Below are 15,701 nucleotides of genomic sequence, written 5' to 3' on the forward strand. Positions count from 1 at the left end.
AGCGGTCGTGCTATGTCGGCCCCACCGTCCCGGCCCCTGCTCGGAGTCGTCAACGCGGGCACCGCCTTCGCCTGGGCGATCGAGCTCTACGACTCCTACGCCTGGTGGTTCCGCCTGGCCGGGCTCGCCGTACTCGTTGCGCTGGTGTGGTGGTCGCTGCGGCGCCGTCAGGCCTGCTCGATCGCCGGCCACAGCACCTGGGCACCTGGAGCTTTCGCGGTCGTGTCGCCGGATGTTCTCTAGAGTCTGCGCAGGCAGCTGGTGGACGGGTAGGAGAGCGAGCTGGTCAGGGTGTAGTCGGTCGCGGAGGGGCAGCGGTCCTTACCGCGGGCGGCGCCGAGGACCCTGGCCCAGGCCGTCTTGTCCGAGCAGGCGACCTGCGCGGGGGTGCGGACGCTGGTGCCGAGGCCGGGCAGGGACAGAGCCGCCGGCTTCTTCACGCAGGCGCCGGTCTCGGCCACGGGGCCGAGACGCACGGCGGCCGCTCCCGCGCCGTGGCAGATGACCGGCGTGGGGGCCGCACGCCTGGTCGCGGTGTCGCCGTCGCGGCACTGCGCCTTCTTCTTCGCGAAGCTTCTAATCTTGCCGGGGCCGTCGCGGTCGTAGCATTCGCGTTCGGTGGGCGGTGCCCTGCCGTCGTCGGGGGCGTAGATGCAGTCGCCGACCCGCAGGATGCCGCCGCCCTTGCCCGGATCACCGGCATGCGGCCCGGCCAGGTTGCGCAGGCAGGCCGTCTCACCGGTGGGCCTGTCCAGAAAGCCGTCGGTGTCGATGGGGCACTCGGTGCGCGCCGTCCGCTCGCCTCCGTCGACGATGTCGACGATCTTCGCTTCCGCGTACTGGGAGTCGCAGGTCACCGCCTGCTGCGGACCGAGCCCCAGGCCGCCCTCGTCGGTGATCCCGGTGTCCACGCACCCGTCCTTGACCCAGGCTGCCTCAGGAGCCGGGGAGTACGTGCCCTGCGGAACGCCGCCCTGGAGATCGCGCACGATGGGCGGCCGCGAGCCGGTGCCGATCTCGATACCGCAGCCGATCCGTCCCGTGAGCAAGCCGAAGACGCCTAAGACGAGGAGGATGCCACCCCCTATCCGGCGGCAGCCAGACCCCGACGACTCTCCCGGACCCGACGGCTGAGCCACTCTCCGGATTATGCCTTTCGCCGGGTTTCTGGGGAAGATCAGGCGAAAGCCGCGCTGCCCTGCTCACGCATGGCCGAGCACGGTACAGTCCCCGGATTCGGGAACGACTCTTCTCAGAGGTGTCTCCACGCCGCCTGGCGGCGCCCGTGCGGGTGCATCGGGCGCCGCAGGCCGTCAGGGCGAGTACGAACCGCGCCAAGATAAGGCAGCCGCGCGCGAGTTCGGCGAGGTGGCGTTCGATCGAGCCGGTTGGCCGGCGAGGTCCGCTCACAGGCCCGGGTCGGCGTCGGACCAGACGTGGCCGGAGCCGCCGACGCCAGGGCACGGCCCACGGCGGCGAGCCGCTCGAAGATCAACTGCTTCGGTCCCCATCCCGCCCAGCTGACGCCAGGGACGTCGCAATCGCTGTCCACCCGTACCTCACCAGCCCCCAACGGGACGGACGGCTTGCAGCACGCCGGTACCGAGCCCGATGACCGCCAGCGGGAACCGTGCGCCGCTGAATATTTCATGAGCACCGCGCGCTTTTTGGACGCCGTGCCAGGTCACGCCTCACCCGTTGGGCGTGGCCTATCTCCATGTCGCTCCCGATGCGATGGTGAGGGCGCCGGCTGGATTACTCCTCAGGAGGATCGATGCGCAAGGTTCGAGCCCTACTCGTCGCGGTGGCCCTGGCCAGTGGCCTGGTGATCTTCGCTACCGCCACGCCCGCCCAGGCGGAAACGCTCCGTAACGTCTACTTCACCCAGTCCTACTGCCTCTGGTACGGCGACTACGGTGTCCAGAACGGGCTCTGGACCTCGTTCCACTGTGACCTCACATACGGCTACTGGTTCCTCTGGAGCAATCCCTGATCGATGGGATTCCAGCCCGCGCCCCAGGTGACAGGGCGGCTGCCGCCGTCGACGCTGTCGCGACGCCGGGCGGGTAACGCGGCGGCCCGCCTGCCGGTTGGCGACGGTCCGGTCCAGTTGCAGGTCATCTTGTCCAGATCGCCGTAACCGGCGATGTCCTCGTGCATGCGGATCACGTTGCCCTCGGGGGCGCTGCCGTCGCCGCTCTTCCCGACGCGGAGATGGTGACATCATCGAAACACGGACATCGCCAGGCTGCCCGCCGCGGCGCTCCAGCAGGCCGCCCGCCTGCTGGGCGGCACCGACACCGCGGACGCGCGAATCCGCGAAGCGGCATGGATCGCGCGGTGCGTCGGCCGCGGCGAGGCCGCCCCGCTCACTCCGGACGACCTGGCCGCGCTGGCCCAGACCCTGCACCCGCGCGGATCCCTGATCTTCTCTTGCGGCAAGCCATCGACCACCGTATGGATCGTCCGGCACGGCCGCATCGAATCGCCGAACACCTGCCCGACCGCGGCGGAGATCTCGGGTTCTTCGAATGGGGCCAGCCGATCCAGCGACCGGCGCCTTCGACCCGGTGATGGACGGGCGGGGCCTCAGCTTCGCCGACGCGGAGAAGTGATGGTGTCAGCCCGCTGACATAGTGCGGGCGCCCCGGGTCGGGTTTGCGATGAGCTGGGACCAGGTGCAATCAGCGCCGCCTGTCACCCGTCCATACGGGGGACAGGGACAAACGAACTCTTCCTCAAGGAGCCGATGATGACTACTGAACCCCTCCCCGGCCGCCTCATCCGCGGCGCGGTAGGCGGTCTGGTCTCCGGCATGATCTTCGCCGGGGTCACCATGTGGTTCGCCTCCACCCAGCCGCCCGGCAAGGCCGAGATGCCGCTGCACATGATCGCCAGCATTGCGCAGGGCGGCAAGGAAGCGATCATGGCGGGTCAGACCAGCATCTGGGTCGGCCTGGTCGTGCACATGGTGCTGTCGATGGCCTTCGGTATCACCTTCGCGCTCATCGCGCCGATGCTGCGCACCAACGGCACCGCCGCACTGATCGGCACGGTGTTCGGCGCGCTGCTGTACGTGGTCAACTTCCTGGTGCTCTCGCCGCTGCTGTTCCCGGTCTTCCGCGACGCTAACCAGCCCTTCGAGCTGTTCGCCCACGTGGTGTTCGGCACCGTGCTGGCCTTCTTCTTCTACGGCTCCGGCGTCCGCCGTCAGGAGGGCTTCCTGGCCATCGGGCCGGGCGAGCGCGCCGCGGCCCGGTGAGATGAACCCGAGGCACGACCGGTTCCTCCAGGCCACCATGCCCGCGGCGGACCTGGTCTTCAACCTGGCCCGGCGGCTGACGCCCTCGGCGCCGGACGCCGAGGACCTGGTGCAGGAGACCTACGCGCGAGCGTGGGCGGCCTGGATCGACGGCCGCCGCCCGCGCAAGGCCGCCCCGTGGCTGGCCACCATCTGCCTCAACCTGGGCCGCGACCGGCTCCGCCGTACCGCGGCCCACGCCGAGACCACCTGGCAGGCCGGATTCGACCCGCCCGGCCCCGCCGACGTGGCGGAGGAGGCCGTCAACCGGTCCACCATCGAGACGGCCCTGCGGCGGCTGCCGCAGGAGCAGCGGATCGCGATCGTGCTGATGGATCTGTGCGGGTTCACCGCCGCCGAGTTGCTGAGGTCGGACGCCTTGCGGCTGACCGCCTGGCCCGCTCCCGCGAGCAAGAACATCGGCTCCTACGGCTGGCGCGGCACCGCCCAGCGCGATGTGGGCGGCCTGCCCGCCACCGTGTACAGCTATGCCGATCCCACCGGCCGCCACATCCTCGTCCTCTCCTCAACCAGGGAGTTTCCCCGGGCCGGCCAAGCCCGTGACCTCAACCCCGCGCCCAGCTGGATCGCGACCGTCAACGGGGCTTCCCTGCTGTGCGCGGACAAGAACGGGCTGTCCTGGCTGGCCGTCGCGGCCGACGACGCCACCGCACTCGCCGCAGGCCGGGCGTTCAGCCTGAGTTAGCGCACAAGGTCGCCGGGTCACGGGACGGGGTGCGAATCCGAAAGATGGGATGATACGGTAACCCGCCATGTCGTCCTATCTTTCGGACATGTTCTCGCTCGCGGGGCGGGTCGCCCTCGTCACCGGGGGAAGCTCCGGGATCGGATACGGGATCGCCGAAGCCCTCGGCCGGGCTGGAGCCGCCGTCGTTCTGGTGGCGCGCCGCGAGGAGCAGCTCGCCAGGGCCGCCGCCGCTCTCGCGAGCCATGGCGTCCGAGCCGCGACCATCAGCGCCGATCTCGGCGACCGTGCCGCGATCGCCCGCGTGACCGAGCACGCGGCGAGCTTCTTCGGCGAGGTCGACATCCTCGTCAACGACGCCGCCAACAACATCCGCCGCCCGATGGCCGAGCTCACCCTCGACGACTACGAGCAGACCATCGCCGTCAACCTCACCGCGCCCTACCTGCTCGGCCAGCACTTCGGCCCGCGCATGGCCGCCCGCGGCTGGGGCCGCATCATCAACATCGGCTCCCAGCAGTCCATCCGCGCCTTCGGCGACAGCGGCGCGTACGGCGTCGCCAAAGCCGGCATCTGCGGCCTGACCCGCTCCCAGGCCGAAGCCTGGACCCCGCACGGCGTCACCTGCAACACCCTCATCCCCGGCTTCGTCCTCACCCCGCTCACCGAACCCGCCCAGGCCATCCCCGGCCGCGTCGAAGTCCTCGCCGCCCGCACCATGACCGGCCGCAACGGCCTCCCCGCCGACTTCGCCGCCATCGCCATCCTCCTAGCCTCCCCCGCCTCCGCCTACCTCACCGGCCAAACCCTCTGCGTCGACGGCGGCTTCTCCGCCACCTGACCCACCCGAACACCCACCGCCTTCCATCCGCGCGCCAGGCAGACGTCTCCTCCCTGACCAGCGGTCACGCCCTACGCGGCCGTCGCAGCGCACGCCAGGTGACGGAGGAGGCCAGCGCGCCAAGGCTCGCCGACGATAAGGATCGGGCCGAGCAGGTGGACGTCGTGGTGGAACTGGTCACCTGACCCGGACCCGGCCCTCGCGTGGATGCCCGCCTCGCTTGAACGTCTTGCGTCCGGTTTTGGGGCCCGCACCCGGCGCCCGCGTGGATGCCGCGGCGGGGCAGCTCCCATCGACCGCCTGCCCCGTCACCGGACCGCTGGGGAAGATGGCCCGGCCAAGGACGGCCGATGGGAGGTCTTGGAACTCCTGGCAGATCGCCCGCTTCGCGGGAGCCCGCTGTCGCTCTCGGCGCCGGTGCGACGAGAGCGACAGCGACAGCGACGTCGATGGCACCGACGTCATCGGCGCCGCATGACAGCGAGTGATCCGGCAACACCGCGAGACCCGCGGAGCGAGCCTGGGATCGCCTGAGGCGATGCCTGCGACACCGCCGCCGGCACCCGAGACGGGGTTGAATCGGGACCGCGATTGCTTGCCCTGGCCGCTCAGATGTCCCCGGCCCCCGCAGACGACGGGGACATCTGAGCGGCCAGGGCGGCTATTTACGCCGGAGTTCGCGTAGACCGCGGCCCTCTGACCAGCTTTCGATGATCAGGTGGTCGCCTTCGACGTGGGTGTAGGCGACTTCCCGCACGTCCAGCCGGAACAGGTGGAAGTCACCGGGCGGTCCTCCGAAGGCCTCGAGCACCCCGGGGTCGGTGATCTCCACCGCAAGGCCGGACAGCTTGGCCTCCCCCGGCCAGGCGCTCGGATTGTCCGGATCCGGATCGACGGACGGGCTGTGCACCGCCACCCGCGGATCCCGCTTCAGATCTCGCGCCTTCATCGCGCCGAGCATCGACCCCACCCACACCTCGTCGTTCTTGAACTCCACCTCGGTGCCGCTGATGCGGGGCGAGCCGTCCTTGCGGAGGGTCGCCATCGTCTTGTGCTTGCCCGTCCCCATCGCCGCCAGCACGCGCCTGGCGAACTCGGGGACCTCCTTCTCGATCTCCTGCCACGAAGCCATGCCCTCATCGTGCCCGCCGCCACCGACAAAACCGCGTTACCCCAGCTTGAGGGGTGCACGATAAGAATGTAGGTAGTGATCTTGGTGAGCTGGGGTTCTGAGTGACGGTGTGATTCAGATGGCTCGCGGGCCTTGGGTGAGGCCGCTGTGGTCACTGTCGGTGGAGGGCCAGAGCTGGTCCCAGCGGCCGTCGCAGGGCTGGGCGGCGTGGGCGCAACGAAGCGTAATGATCGCGTTGGCGCCGTGGACGTTCCATCGCATCCCGGCGTGTTTGACGCGCTGGGCGATCACGCTTTTGCAGGCGGCTTCGACGGCGCCGGAGCCGACGAACAGGCCGAGGCTGCGGAATCGGGCGTATCGCATGCGGTGGGCGTTGGTTTCGAAGTAGCCGAGTTTCGTGTCGAGTTCGGCGGCTTTGATGCCGGTGAGCGGGTAGGTGCGGGCGGCTGTGAGGATCGCGTCGATGTCGCCGGCGTCGAGTTCGTCGCGGCGCTCGGCGAGCCAGCTGTCGCGGTCGCCTGTGATGAAGGCGAGGTGGTCGGCCAAGTCGGTGAGGTGTTCGCGGGCGTGGTAGAGGTCGACGATCTGGGTGGCGGCCGGGTAGAGGCGGTCGGCTTGGTTCCAGATCCATTTGGCGCCATCGCCTATGACGATGACCTGACGGATGTGGTCGCCGTGGCGGCGCAGGTATTCGGCTTCCAGGATGGGGTCGAACTCTTCGGCCGCCTCGAAGGTATGGACGTAGCTGATGGACGTAGGCGAGCCCGCCGCCGTCCTGCAGCAGCGCGGCGGCCTGGGCCGCCAGCGCGGTCACTTCCCCGGCGAGGACCTGCGCGATCTCGTCGCGGACCTGGTCCCAGAGCCCCCTTTTTCCCCGCCGTCGGCGGGGGCGGGGGCGGGGCCGGATCCCCGGCGGCCCGTCCCGGCCGCTTTCGCGGCTCTGGCCTCGCACAACGCTTCGCTGACCGTGCTCACCTCCTCCACCAGATCGGCGAACTGCTGGTAGGTCGCGACCTGCTCCTTTACCGCCTCCAGCTGCGGGCCCGGCTTGTAATGCGTGTTCACCGTTTTGCCGGCCACCCGGCGGGTCAGGTTGTACTGCGGGCCGTGCCCGCGATGCCCAGGGCTAGCGCACGCGCAGTTGCTCTTCCCGCACTTGCGGTACACCTCATTCAGGGCGCCGCGCCGGAAATCGGGCAGCTGTGTGATCGCGGCGAACAGCTGTGCCCGCAGCCGCTCCAAGCCCCGGATGTCAGACGGCAGCTCAGGCACGATGACCTCCACATCTGAGTCGGAACATCACTCAGACTAATCCACGACCTGCGCAAGGGCTAAGACCTCACAATCGTGTCGTGCACGCAGCTTGAGGTTTTGGTCTTTGGTGTTCGGAGTTGTGCAAATTACCCGGAACCCGCCTTTACAATGTAGATCAATTTGACCTGGTCCGCACTCCAGCCGGAAGACTTGACGGGACCGACCAGTGACGGAGGAGTGACATATGAAGCAGCACACGCTGGGCGCTCTGCGCACGTCCGAGCTCGGCCTCGGCTGCATGGGCATGAGCGACTTCTACGGCCCCGGCGACGAGGGCGAGTCCATCGCCACGATCCACCGGGCCCTCGACCTGGGCATCACCCTGCTGGACACCGCCGACATGTACGGCCCGTTCACCAACGAGCGGCTCGTCGGGAAGGCCATCGCCGGACGCCGTGACCAGGTCGTGGTGGCCACGAAGTTCGGCATCGAACGCCTCCCCGACGGCACCCGGGTGGGCGTCAACGGGCGCCCCGACTACGTGCGCGGCGCCGTCGAAGGCTCGCTCCAGCGCCTCGGCGTCGACCATATCGACCTCTACTATCAGCATCGGGTCGACCCGGCGGTCCCGATCGAGGACACCTGGGGCGCGCTCAAAGAGCTCGTCGAAGCGGGCAAGGTCCGCCATCTGGGCATCTCGGAGGCCGCCGCGGACACCGTCCGCCGCGCCCACGCCGTCCACCCGATCACCGCCGGGCAGTATGAGTATTCGCTGTTCACGCGCGGCGTCGAGGCCGAGATCCTGCCCACGCTCCGCGAGCTCGGCATCGGCCTGGTCGCCTACAGCCCGCTCGGCCGCGGCATCCTCACCGGGGCGTACGCCACGGTGGAGGGTTTCGCGGACAACGACTTCCGCCGGAACAACCCGCGCTGGACGGGCGACAACCTGGCGGCCAATCAGGCGCTGGTGGCGGAGATCACCCAGCTGGCCAAGGGCAAGAACGCGACCGAGGCGCAGGTGGCCCTGGCCTGGGTCCTCGCTCAGGGCCAGGACGTGGTGCCCATCCCCGGCACCAAGCGGGTGCCATACCTGGAGCAGAACGCCGCGGCGACCGGCCTGACCCTCACCACCGGCGAGCTGGACAACCTCGGCAAGCTGGCCTCCTCCGTCGCCGGCGAACGCTACGACGAGCGCGGCATGTCCTCCGTCGACCTGTGACCCGATCCGCGAATCGCCACAGAGCCTGGCATCGTGGGCGGCTTCGCGCCTACGGTCGCGGGCTGGCCACCTGCGGCGCCAATCCGAAGGCGGCTGTGTTCGCGACGTCCCTCCTGCCGCAGTTCGTCGCGGTCTGGCCAGGTGATCGGGGTGCCGGGCGGGGCGATCCCGGCTGCCCGCACCGGCCTGCGGTCAGCTCAGGTGGGTGATGAGGATGTCGGCGATTCCCCTCGGGCGCTCCAGGGCGGTTAGGTGGCCTGCCCACGGGAGTTCGAGCAGGGTCACGGACGGCAGCTCGGCAACCAGGTGGTGGCCGGTGGCGGTGAAGTAGGGCAGGTCGTGGCCGCCGGTGATCACCAGCGCGGGGGCGGTGATCGCGGTCAGGTCGACCTAGGGGCGGGTGAAATCGGGCTCGGAGTCGGCGGCCAGTTGCGGCTCGAAGGCGTTGCGCTGCATCTCGACGAGTTTGGCCCTGGCCTGGTCGTTCGCGTCGGGGCCGAGCCACGTGCGCGTGTTCAACTCGGCCGCGCCCACGACGTCCCCGGCCTCCATCAGCCGGTCCTCCTCGTCGCCGAACGCCTCCAGCTCCGGCGTCGGCGGGAGCCCGGCCGCGCGGCGATCAGCACCAGGTCCGACACCAGGTCGGGACGGATGGTCGCCAGCTCCAGCGCGACCCGCCCGCCGCCTGAGGAGCCCACCACCGCCGCGCCGTCGATCCCGAGGCTGTCCAGGAGTTCGGCCACGTCGCCAGCGTTGGAATACGACTTCTCGGCGACCAGGGGGCTCTTGCCGTACCCGCGCAGGTCCAGCCGGATCACGCGGAAGGCGGACGCGAGGGGTTCCCACACGTCGTCCCACATGTGCGCGTCGGCTGACGTGGAGTGCAGCAGCACTACCGGCCGGCCGGTTCCGGACTCTTCCCACCAGATGCTCATCGAGCGTCTCTAATCAGCTAAGCGATCTCGTGCCAGACGTAATGTCCGGCAATGGGATTGCCCACCGTGGCGGAGTAGCGTGAGCGTGCAGGTGGAAGCCCGCGCCCAGTGCTGCTCCTCGTGGCCTGTGGCCGGTGGTGGGTGTGCTGATCGTTGTCACGTCCTGGTGCCGGTGGGCTGCGCGGGGCAGCCGGGTCCGACCCGTTGGTGCGTGTCCCTCCGGACGCTTGCCCGCTGGACCGCACGGCCCGGTGGGGGAGGGTGTCCGGCGTCGCCTGGGCGTCGGACGTGTGGTTCGGTGCCGGGTGGGGCCGGTCTTGGACCGGTCCTTCCGGCTGGTCTTCTCGGCCGGGGTGACCACGGCCTTGGCTTCAAGGGTGTCCACGACCGTGCGGATCATCATGGTGCCGCTGGTGCGGTCCAAAACGGTCTTGGCCTGGTGGGTGAGGCCGCGTGCGGCGATACGCCGCCACGCGCCCTGGTCGCGGTCGCCCTGCCACTGGCAGGAGGGGCAGATAGCCCACTTCCATCCGGGCGTGGCCGGGCGGTCGGGCGCCTTGCGGTGCCGCAGCGGGGTCAGGCACTGAGGGCAGTGCTTGGAGGTGTTCCGCGCCGGGACGGTCACCACCGCGATACCGGTCTCGGCGCCCAGGTGCCGCATACGGTCCACGATCTGGCCGCGCACGGTGGCCGACATGCGGGTGTTGTGGCTGCGGCTCATGCCTTTGGCTTCCATCGACCGCAGGTCTTCGACATAGATCACGCTCGCCTCGGCGGCGATGGCCTGATCCACCGCCCAGCGTGCGGCAGCCCACGCGAGGGCGTCATTGAGATTGGATCGCCGGTCAGAGACGTACCGGATCTCATCCCGCAGGACTTGGCGCCTGCCCGTCAAAGCGTGCTGCTGGTTTGTGCCGATGATCCGTCGGTAGTGGTCGGCCTTGGCGTGCAGACGCTCCGACAAGCGGCGCAGGCGGTGCTGTCTGGCCAGGACACCAGCGGCCCGGAACTGGGCTCCGGCCCCGAGCGCGGTGATCCGGCCGGCCTCGTGCAGCCGTGCCGTGCCCGCGCTGAGCAGGGTGTTCAGGCCCCAGTCCACGCCGAGGGCGACGCTGTGACCGGTGCGGGCGCTCTCGGGTACGGCATGGGTGCAGGCGAGATCCGCCCGGACCTGGGCGCCGGTCACGCGCAAGGTGGGCAGGTGCAACACCGCGCCGGCCGGGATCGTCGGCGGCAGCGTGATCGGGCAGGCCACCCACGTCCAGTCCTGGTAGGAGCGCGGATCGGGGCGGGTGGGGAGTTGCAGGCGCAGCAGTGCACGGCCTGGTTCGTCGGCGCGTTCGATGGTGGCCTGCTGCCCGTCGCAGGCCGACAGCAGCAGCATCCGCGCTACCCGGGGCACCTCCTCCAGTTCGAACACATCGACCGGCATCCGGCCGTTCCCGGCGGTGAAGGCGGTGATCTGCCGGGTGCGGGACTTGATCACGCTGGACGGCAGACACCGGCCGCCCGGCAGCGCCTCGCGCACCGCGTCCCACTCCTCGGCGGTCCGCTTGGCAGGATCACCAGGCCAGGTGGCCAGGACACCGGCCGTCAGGTCCGAACGCCACCTCACCGACCGCAGAGCACGCCCGGCCTGCTCCTGAGCCATGCGGAGGATCCGGTCGTTGACCCGGATACCGTCCGGCGCCGCAACACTCCAGCCAAGGCGGCGCAACGCCATCCACGCGTTGGACGGCAGCTTCCGGCCGCCGACGTCCCGACCGGCCGCCAGCACCTCTACGTCGGCGGCGTTCCAATGCCCGGCCAGCAGTTGAGCGGTCATGCCGGACACCAGATCCATAGCCCATCCCACCCGCTGAGCGAGCATGGCGGACGGCAGGACTTCACCGGTCCTCTCATCCACACCGATACGCAGCAGACCACGCGCACACACAGTACGGGAGGTCTGGCCCTCGGCGAGCGACAGCTTCCGGCTCACGCGGCATCAGCCTCTCGCGGGCACTGGCCGCTCTCAGCCAGCAACCGCTTGCGGGCTTCGGCGCCGCGCATCCCATACAGACGGCCCGTCTGCGCGGCCAGCGAGGACTCCCGCCCCAGCGAACCCGAGACACGCACACACAGAACCTCCCGCCTCGGGCGGGAGATCGCGGAGTCACTGCCGCGCGTCATGTTCTCCACATCAAGCGAGGAGAACCGACACTCCCGGCCGACCCGGGAGAACGGGATCTTGCCGTCGATAGCCCACTGGCGAAGCGTCATCGGGTGAATCCCCAGACGTTTCGCAGCCTTGGACATGCGCAGCAACTCCATGCATGTAACTATACATATACAACTAGGGATGACTAATGAAGTTGATGAGCCTCCACGGCTAGCCGTACGCCCAGGCTGATCAGCACAGCCCCAGAGATCTGCTCCAGCCGCCGGCGCGCCGACGACCGGGAGAACACCATTCTCGCCCGGCTGACCAGCCAGATCAGCGAGACGTACCACACCAGGTCGACGAGGACCCAGACCGCGGCCAGCAGCATGAGCGTGACCGGCACATTCGCGCCGGGCGGGACGAACTGCGGCAGGAAGGACATCGCGAACACAGCCGCCTTCGGGTTGGCGCCACAGGTGGCCAGCCCCAGACCGTAGGCACGCCTCCAGCCTGTTGGCGCGGAACCCGCGAAACCACCTGCAGAACCACCTGCGACGCCATTCGCGGAGTCGCTCTCAAGGCCGCCGGTAAAGCCAGCCGCGGAGTCGCTCCCAGGATGGCCCGGCTTGCCGGGACCGGCGGGTGGCGAGTCCCGGCGCGCGTGCCAGATCGACTGTACGCCCATGACCACCAGCACGCCCGCGCCGACGATCTTGAGCGTGCCGTAGGCCGCCTCGGAGGCCAGCACCAGGGCGGAGAGCCCGAACACCGCCGCCATGGCCCACAGGAAGATCCCGGTTTCGTTGCCCAGCGTGGCGGCCAGGCCCGACGCTCGCCCCTCGCGGAGCGTCTGGCGCACGATGACCGCCGTGCTGACGCCGGGGATCATGGCGAGCAGCACGCAGGAGCCTAGGAAGGCAAGGAACAGCACGCGGTCATCGTCGCCATCCCGGCCGTGTGACAGCAAATGGATTAATCCTGGGACACCGAAGCCCTCGTCCGGGCTGGAGCCGCCGTCGTTCTGGTGGCACGTCGCCAGGAGCAGCTCGCCACGGCCGCCGCCGCTGCAGAAGCTCCCGGCGTCGGCGGACAATCCGCCCCAATCCACGCCCGTGTGGCATCACCGGAACGGCCGGCTCTCAATCCCGATACATCACGGACAGTTCCTCGATCGTTTCGACCATGAGTTTGCGCAGCTCAGGAGGGTCGAGGACCTCGACGGCCGAGCCGAGGCGCAGGAGTTGCCAGCGGGCGTGGCGTATCGACTCGATGGGAACGGCGAGGCGGAGCCAGCCGTCGGGCGTGGTTTCGGCGGCGGCGAGGGCGGTGTCGGTGGTGTCGTTGCCGATGGTGTAGCGGAGCAGACCGAGGTAGTCGGGGTCGAGGCGGATGGTGGCGGTGCCGGTGTACATGCGAGCGGCGAACTCGGCCGCGAACCGGGACCAGAACTCGACCAGATCGAAGCCGGGACGCCGTTCGAACCGGCCGGGTAGCGCGTCGATCCCCAAAATCCGCGCAACACGATAAGTCCGGAAATCTCCGGATGTTTCGGCGGCGAGGTACCAGGAGCCGCCCTTCAGGACGAGACCGTAGGGGTGGATGTCGCGCTCGACCTCCTGGGGCCCCCAGCGGCGGTAGCGCATCCGCAGCGGGCGCTGCTCCCACACCGCCTCGGCCACCTCGGCCAGAAACGGCGCCTCATCACTCCCCCGATACCACCCCGGCACGTCCAGATGGAAACGTTCACGCATCATGGCCGCCTGCGAGCGCGGTTCCGGCGGCAACGCGGCCAGCAGCTTCAACTCGGCCGCCGCCGCCACCTCCCCCAGCCCGAGCTCGGCCGCCGGCCCCGGCAACCCCGCCAGGAACAGCGAGGACGCCTCCGCCGAGGTCAGCCCGGTCAGCCGGGTCCGGTACCCATCCAGCAGCTGGTAGCCTCCGGCAGGCCCCCGATCAGCGTAAACGGGAACCCCGGCCCCCGACAGCGCCTCCACGTCCCGGTAGACGGTCCGGATCGACACCTCCAGCTCCGCCGACAGCTCGGCCGCCGTCATCCGGCCCCTCGTCTGCAGGAGAAGGAGCAGGGACAGCAACCGGCTGGCACGCATATCACCCAGTCTGCCACCTTTACAAAGTAGATTCCGTTTGCTCACCGAACACGACCTATGTTCAAATGCACACATGGAAGGTGCCGACCGAATCCGGGCGATCATGAACGCGTTACGCGCCCACGACAGCGTCTCCGTCGCCGAACTCGCCGGCCGGTACGGCGTCTCCGAGATGACCATCCGCCGCGACCTGGACGAACTAGCCCAGCAAGGCGTCGTGCGACGCGTCCGCGGCGGCGCCCTCAGCCTGCTGCTGCGCGGCGAGGAACCCCCCTTCGGCGTCCGCGAACGCGAAGCCGTGGACGCCAAGCGCAGGATCGCGGCCGAGGTCGCCAACCTGCTGGCCGACGGCGAGGCGGTCGTGCTGGACGGCGGCACCACCACCCTGGAGGTGGCCAGGGTGGTGCACGACCGCCGCCTCACCGTGCTGCCGCTGGCGCTGCGCTGCGCCGACGAACTGGCCACCGCGCCGCGGATCAAGCTCGTGCTCCCCGGCGGCGAGGTCCGCCCGGGCGAGCTCAACTTCGTCGGCCCGCTCACCGAGGCCTCGCTGCGCTCACTCCGCTTCGACACCGCCGTGATCGGCTGCTGCGGCATGTCGGCCGAGCACGGCGTCACCGCCCACGATCTGGAGGACGTCGCGGTCAAGCAGGCCGCCATCGCCTCGGCCAGGCGCGTCATCGTCGCCTGCGACTCCGGCAAGTTCACCAGGACCGCGTTCGGCGCGGTCTGCTCCTACGACAAGCTCGACGTCGTGGTCACCGACATCGGCATCCCCCGCGACCAGCACGACGCGCTCACGGGCGCGGGCGTCACCGTCCGCCTCACCTGAACCTCCCCCGGAGTCGAACCATGACAATCGCCGCCCCTCCTCGCACCACGCTGCTCCGCGCCCGCCTCGCCGTGTACGGATTGTTTATGATTGCCGGAATTGCCCTCGGCACCTGGACGTCCCGCATCCCGGCCATCAAGGACGGCCTGTCCCTCGGCGACGGCGAGCTGAGCCTCGCCCTGCTCGGCATCGCGGGCGGCGCGATCACCGGCATGCAGGCCGTCGGCCGCCTCATCGACCGGTACGGCAGCCGCCGGGTGATGGTCCCCGTCGGCCTGCTGCAGGGCGCGGTCCTGGTCCTCCCCGCCTGCGCGGCCGGCCTGCCCTCCCTGGCCGCCGCCATGTTCACCTTCGGCATCGTGCACGGCGTGCTGGACGTGGCGATGAACGCCAACGCGGTCGTGGTGGAACGCCTGCACGCCAAGCCGATCATGTCCTCCTTCCACGCCGTGTTCAGCATCGGCGGCTTCCTGGGCGCCGGCGTCGGCGGCCTGTTCGCGCACGCGGGCGCCAGCGTGCCGATGACGTTCGGGTCGGTCGCGGTGGTGACCACCACGATCGCGATCCTGTGCCTGCGCTGGGCGCTGCCGGACTCCTTCGACCCCGGCCGCCATCCGGAGGCCGCCGCCGGGCAGGTGCCGGGCCGCTCGCTCGCCGGGTGGGTGCTGTTCCTGGGCGTGCTGGCGTTCTGCTGCCTGGTCGGCGAGGGCGCGGCGGCCGACTGGAGCTCGGTCTACCTGGTGGAGGACCTGGGCGCCAGGGAGGCGGTCGGCGCGGCCGGATACGCGGCCTTCTCGATCATGATGACGGCGGGGCGGCTGGCCGGGGACTGGCTCACCGCCCGCCTCGGCCCGGTCCTGCTGGTACGGTGCTGCGGCGGGCTGGCGGGGATCGGCCTGCTGGTCACCCTGCTGATCGGCCACCAGGTCGCCGGGGTCGTCGGCTTCGGGCTGTTCGGCGCGGGCCTGTCGTGCATCATTCCGCAGGTGTTCTCCGCCGCCGGGCATCGCGACCCGGCCCAGTCCGGCCGGGCCCTGGCCCGGGTGGCCAGCATCGGCTACGCGGGCCTGCTGGCGGGCCCGGTCCTGATCGGCGCGGTGGCCGAGCTCACCGGCAAGCCGGTCGCGCTCGCCATCCCCGCGATCATGGCCCTGTTCGTCGCGGCGGCCGCCCCGGCCCTGCGCCCGGCCCGGATCTAGGTATCGGGTTACCAGGGCGCTGAACGGCGGG

Annotated in this window: 20 protein-coding genes; 8 read left to right on the forward strand and 12 right to left on the reverse strand. The window is 70.0% G+C overall.

Translation table 11 applies throughout. The annotated features are described in order from the left end of the window. The first annotated feature begins 12 nt into the window (after window positions 1–12). Window positions 13–243, forward strand: a complete 231-nt coding sequence (locus ABGB08_RS03780; RefSeq protein WP_347586247.1) for a hypothetical protein — start codon at window positions 13–15, stop codon at window positions 241–243. Here the strand turns inward: ABGB08_RS03780 and ABGB08_RS03785 are convergent. Next, the gene (locus ABGB08_RS03785; protein ID WP_347586249.1) at window positions 240–1,049 is read right to left on the reverse strand and encodes a hypothetical protein; all 810 of its coding nucleotides are present in this window, start codon (window positions 1,047–1,049) and stop codon (window positions 240–242) included. The two genes, ABGB08_RS03780 and ABGB08_RS03785, sit on opposite strands and share 4 nt — an antisense overlap. 725 nt (window positions 1,050–1,774) lie before the next feature. Between ABGB08_RS03785 and ABGB08_RS03790 the strand changes: the two genes are divergently transcribed. After that, a complete protein-coding gene (locus tag ABGB08_RS03790) occupies window positions 1,775–1,993 on the forward strand; it encodes a hypothetical protein (RefSeq protein ID WP_347586251.1) in 219 nt (72 codons plus the stop codon). Here ABGB08_RS03790 and ABGB08_RS03795 read toward each other — a convergent pair. After that, window positions 1,966–2,160 carry a hypothetical protein gene (locus ABGB08_RS03795; RefSeq protein WP_347586253.1) on the reverse strand — a complete coding sequence of 65 codons (195 nt, stop codon included), beginning with the start codon at window positions 2,158–2,160 and terminating at the stop codon, window positions 1,966–1,968. The genes ABGB08_RS03790 and ABGB08_RS03795 overlap by 28 nt on opposite strands. A gap of 589 nt (window positions 2,161–2,749) precedes the next feature. Here ABGB08_RS03795 and ABGB08_RS03800 point away from each other — a divergent pair. The 3 genes from ABGB08_RS03800 to ABGB08_RS03810 all read left to right on the forward strand — a co-directional run bounded on the left by ABGB08_RS03800 (window position 2,750) and on the right by ABGB08_RS03810 (window position 4,848). After that, window positions 2,750–3,262 (forward strand): hypothetical protein, encoded by a 513-nt coding sequence (locus ABGB08_RS03800; RefSeq protein WP_347586256.1) that lies wholly within the window; start codon window positions 2,750–2,752, stop codon window positions 3,260–3,262. A gap of 1 nt (window position 3,263) precedes the next feature. Continuing rightward, window positions 3,264–4,007 (forward strand): sigma-70 family RNA polymerase sigma factor, encoded by a 744-nt coding sequence (locus ABGB08_RS03805; protein ID WP_347586258.1) that lies wholly within the window; start codon window positions 3,264–3,266, stop codon window positions 4,005–4,007. Window positions 4,008–4,074: 67 nt separating this feature from the next. Further along, on the forward strand, window positions 4,075–4,848 hold the full coding sequence (locus tag ABGB08_RS03810; RefSeq protein WP_347586260.1) for an SDR family oxidoreductase: 774 nt from the start codon (window positions 4,075–4,077) through the stop codon (window positions 4,846–4,848). Between the two features lie 661 nt (window positions 4,849–5,509). Here the strand turns inward: ABGB08_RS03810 and ABGB08_RS03815 are convergent. From ABGB08_RS03815 to ABGB08_RS03825, 3 genes are all read right to left on the reverse strand, one after another. Continuing rightward, window positions 5,510–5,980, reverse strand: coding sequence for a pyridoxamine 5'-phosphate oxidase family protein (locus tag ABGB08_RS03815; RefSeq protein ID WP_347586262.1), 471 nt, complete (start codon window positions 5,978–5,980; stop codon window positions 5,510–5,512). Between the two features lie 114 nt (window positions 5,981–6,094). Further along, window positions 6,095–6,730, reverse strand: coding sequence for a UPF0236 family protein (locus ABGB08_RS03820; RefSeq protein WP_347586438.1), 636 nt, complete (start codon window positions 6,728–6,730; stop codon window positions 6,095–6,097). A 60-nt stretch (window positions 6,731–6,790) separates the two neighbouring features. Beyond that, on the reverse strand, window positions 6,791–7,252 hold the full coding sequence (locus tag ABGB08_RS03825; RefSeq protein ID WP_347586264.1) for a DUF6788 family protein: 462 nt from the start codon (window positions 7,250–7,252) through the stop codon (window positions 6,791–6,793). 226 nt (window positions 7,253–7,478) lie between these two features. Between ABGB08_RS03825 and ABGB08_RS03830 the strand changes: the two genes are divergently transcribed. Further along, the gene (locus tag ABGB08_RS03830) at window positions 7,479–8,453 is read left to right on the forward strand and encodes an aldo/keto reductase (protein WP_347586266.1); all 975 of its coding nucleotides are present in this window, start codon (window positions 7,479–7,481) and stop codon (window positions 8,451–8,453) included. Between the two features lie 192 nt (window positions 8,454–8,645). Here the strand turns inward: ABGB08_RS03830 and ABGB08_RS03835 are convergent, their stop codons facing one another. Genes ABGB08_RS03835 through ABGB08_RS03865 form a run of 7 tightly spaced genes read right to left on the reverse strand, consistent with a single transcriptional unit; the run spans window position 8,646 to window position 13,639 of the window. Beyond that, window positions 8,646–8,810: a hypothetical protein gene (locus ABGB08_RS03835; protein WP_347586268.1), complete on the reverse strand. Its 165-nt coding sequence runs from the start codon at window positions 8,808–8,810 to the stop codon at window positions 8,646–8,648. Window positions 8,811–8,843: 33 nt separating this feature from the next. Continuing rightward, window positions 8,844–9,005, reverse strand: a complete 162-nt coding sequence (locus ABGB08_RS03840) for a hypothetical protein (RefSeq protein ID WP_347586271.1) — start codon at window positions 9,003–9,005, stop codon at window positions 8,844–8,846. After that, a complete protein-coding gene (locus ABGB08_RS03845) occupies window positions 9,005–9,388 on the reverse strand; it encodes an alpha/beta hydrolase (RefSeq protein WP_347586273.1) in 384 nt (127 codons plus the stop codon). Before ABGB08_RS03845 ends, ABGB08_RS03840 begins: the two co-directional genes overlap by 1 nt. A gap of 13 nt (window positions 9,389–9,401) precedes the next feature. Then, the gene (locus ABGB08_RS03850) at window positions 9,402–11,369 is read right to left on the reverse strand and encodes a zinc ribbon domain-containing protein (protein ID WP_347586275.1); all 1,968 of its coding nucleotides are present in this window, start codon (window positions 11,367–11,369) and stop codon (window positions 9,402–9,404) included. Continuing rightward, window positions 11,366–11,701 (reverse strand): excisionase family DNA-binding protein, encoded by a 336-nt coding sequence (locus tag ABGB08_RS03855; protein WP_347586278.1) that lies wholly within the window; start codon window positions 11,699–11,701, stop codon window positions 11,366–11,368. The genes ABGB08_RS03850 and ABGB08_RS03855 overlap by 4 nt, the downstream gene beginning before the upstream one ends. A 32-nt stretch (window positions 11,702–11,733) precedes the next feature. Beyond that, entirely contained in the window at window positions 11,734–12,624 is an 891-nt protein-coding gene (locus ABGB08_RS03860) for a LysE family translocator (protein ID WP_347586280.1), read from the reverse strand. Window positions 12,625–12,670: 46 nt separating this feature from the next. Next, the gene (locus tag ABGB08_RS03865) at window positions 12,671–13,639 is read right to left on the reverse strand and encodes a transcriptional regulator (protein ID WP_347586282.1); all 969 of its coding nucleotides are present in this window, start codon (window positions 13,637–13,639) and stop codon (window positions 12,671–12,673) included. 73 nt (window positions 13,640–13,712) lie between these two features. Here ABGB08_RS03865 and ABGB08_RS03870 point away from each other — a divergent pair, with 73 nt between their 5' ends. Together ABGB08_RS03870 and ABGB08_RS03875 are read left to right on the forward strand one after the other, a co-directional pair. After that, window positions 13,713–14,471 (forward strand): DeoR/GlpR family DNA-binding transcription regulator, encoded by a 759-nt coding sequence (locus tag ABGB08_RS03870; RefSeq protein WP_347586284.1) that lies wholly within the window; start codon window positions 13,713–13,715, stop codon window positions 14,469–14,471. Window positions 14,472–14,491: 20 nt separating this feature from the next. Further along, the gene (locus ABGB08_RS03875) at window positions 14,492–15,670 is read left to right on the forward strand and encodes an MFS transporter (RefSeq protein WP_347586286.1); all 1,179 of its coding nucleotides are present in this window, start codon (window positions 14,492–14,494) and stop codon (window positions 15,668–15,670) included. Window positions 15,671–15,701: the final 31 nt, after the last annotated feature.

Source organism: Acrocarpospora sp. B8E8 (assembly GCF_039871605.1).
Classification (GTDB): domain Bacteria; phylum Actinomycetota; class Actinomycetes; order Streptosporangiales; family Streptosporangiaceae; genus Acrocarpospora; species Acrocarpospora macrocephala.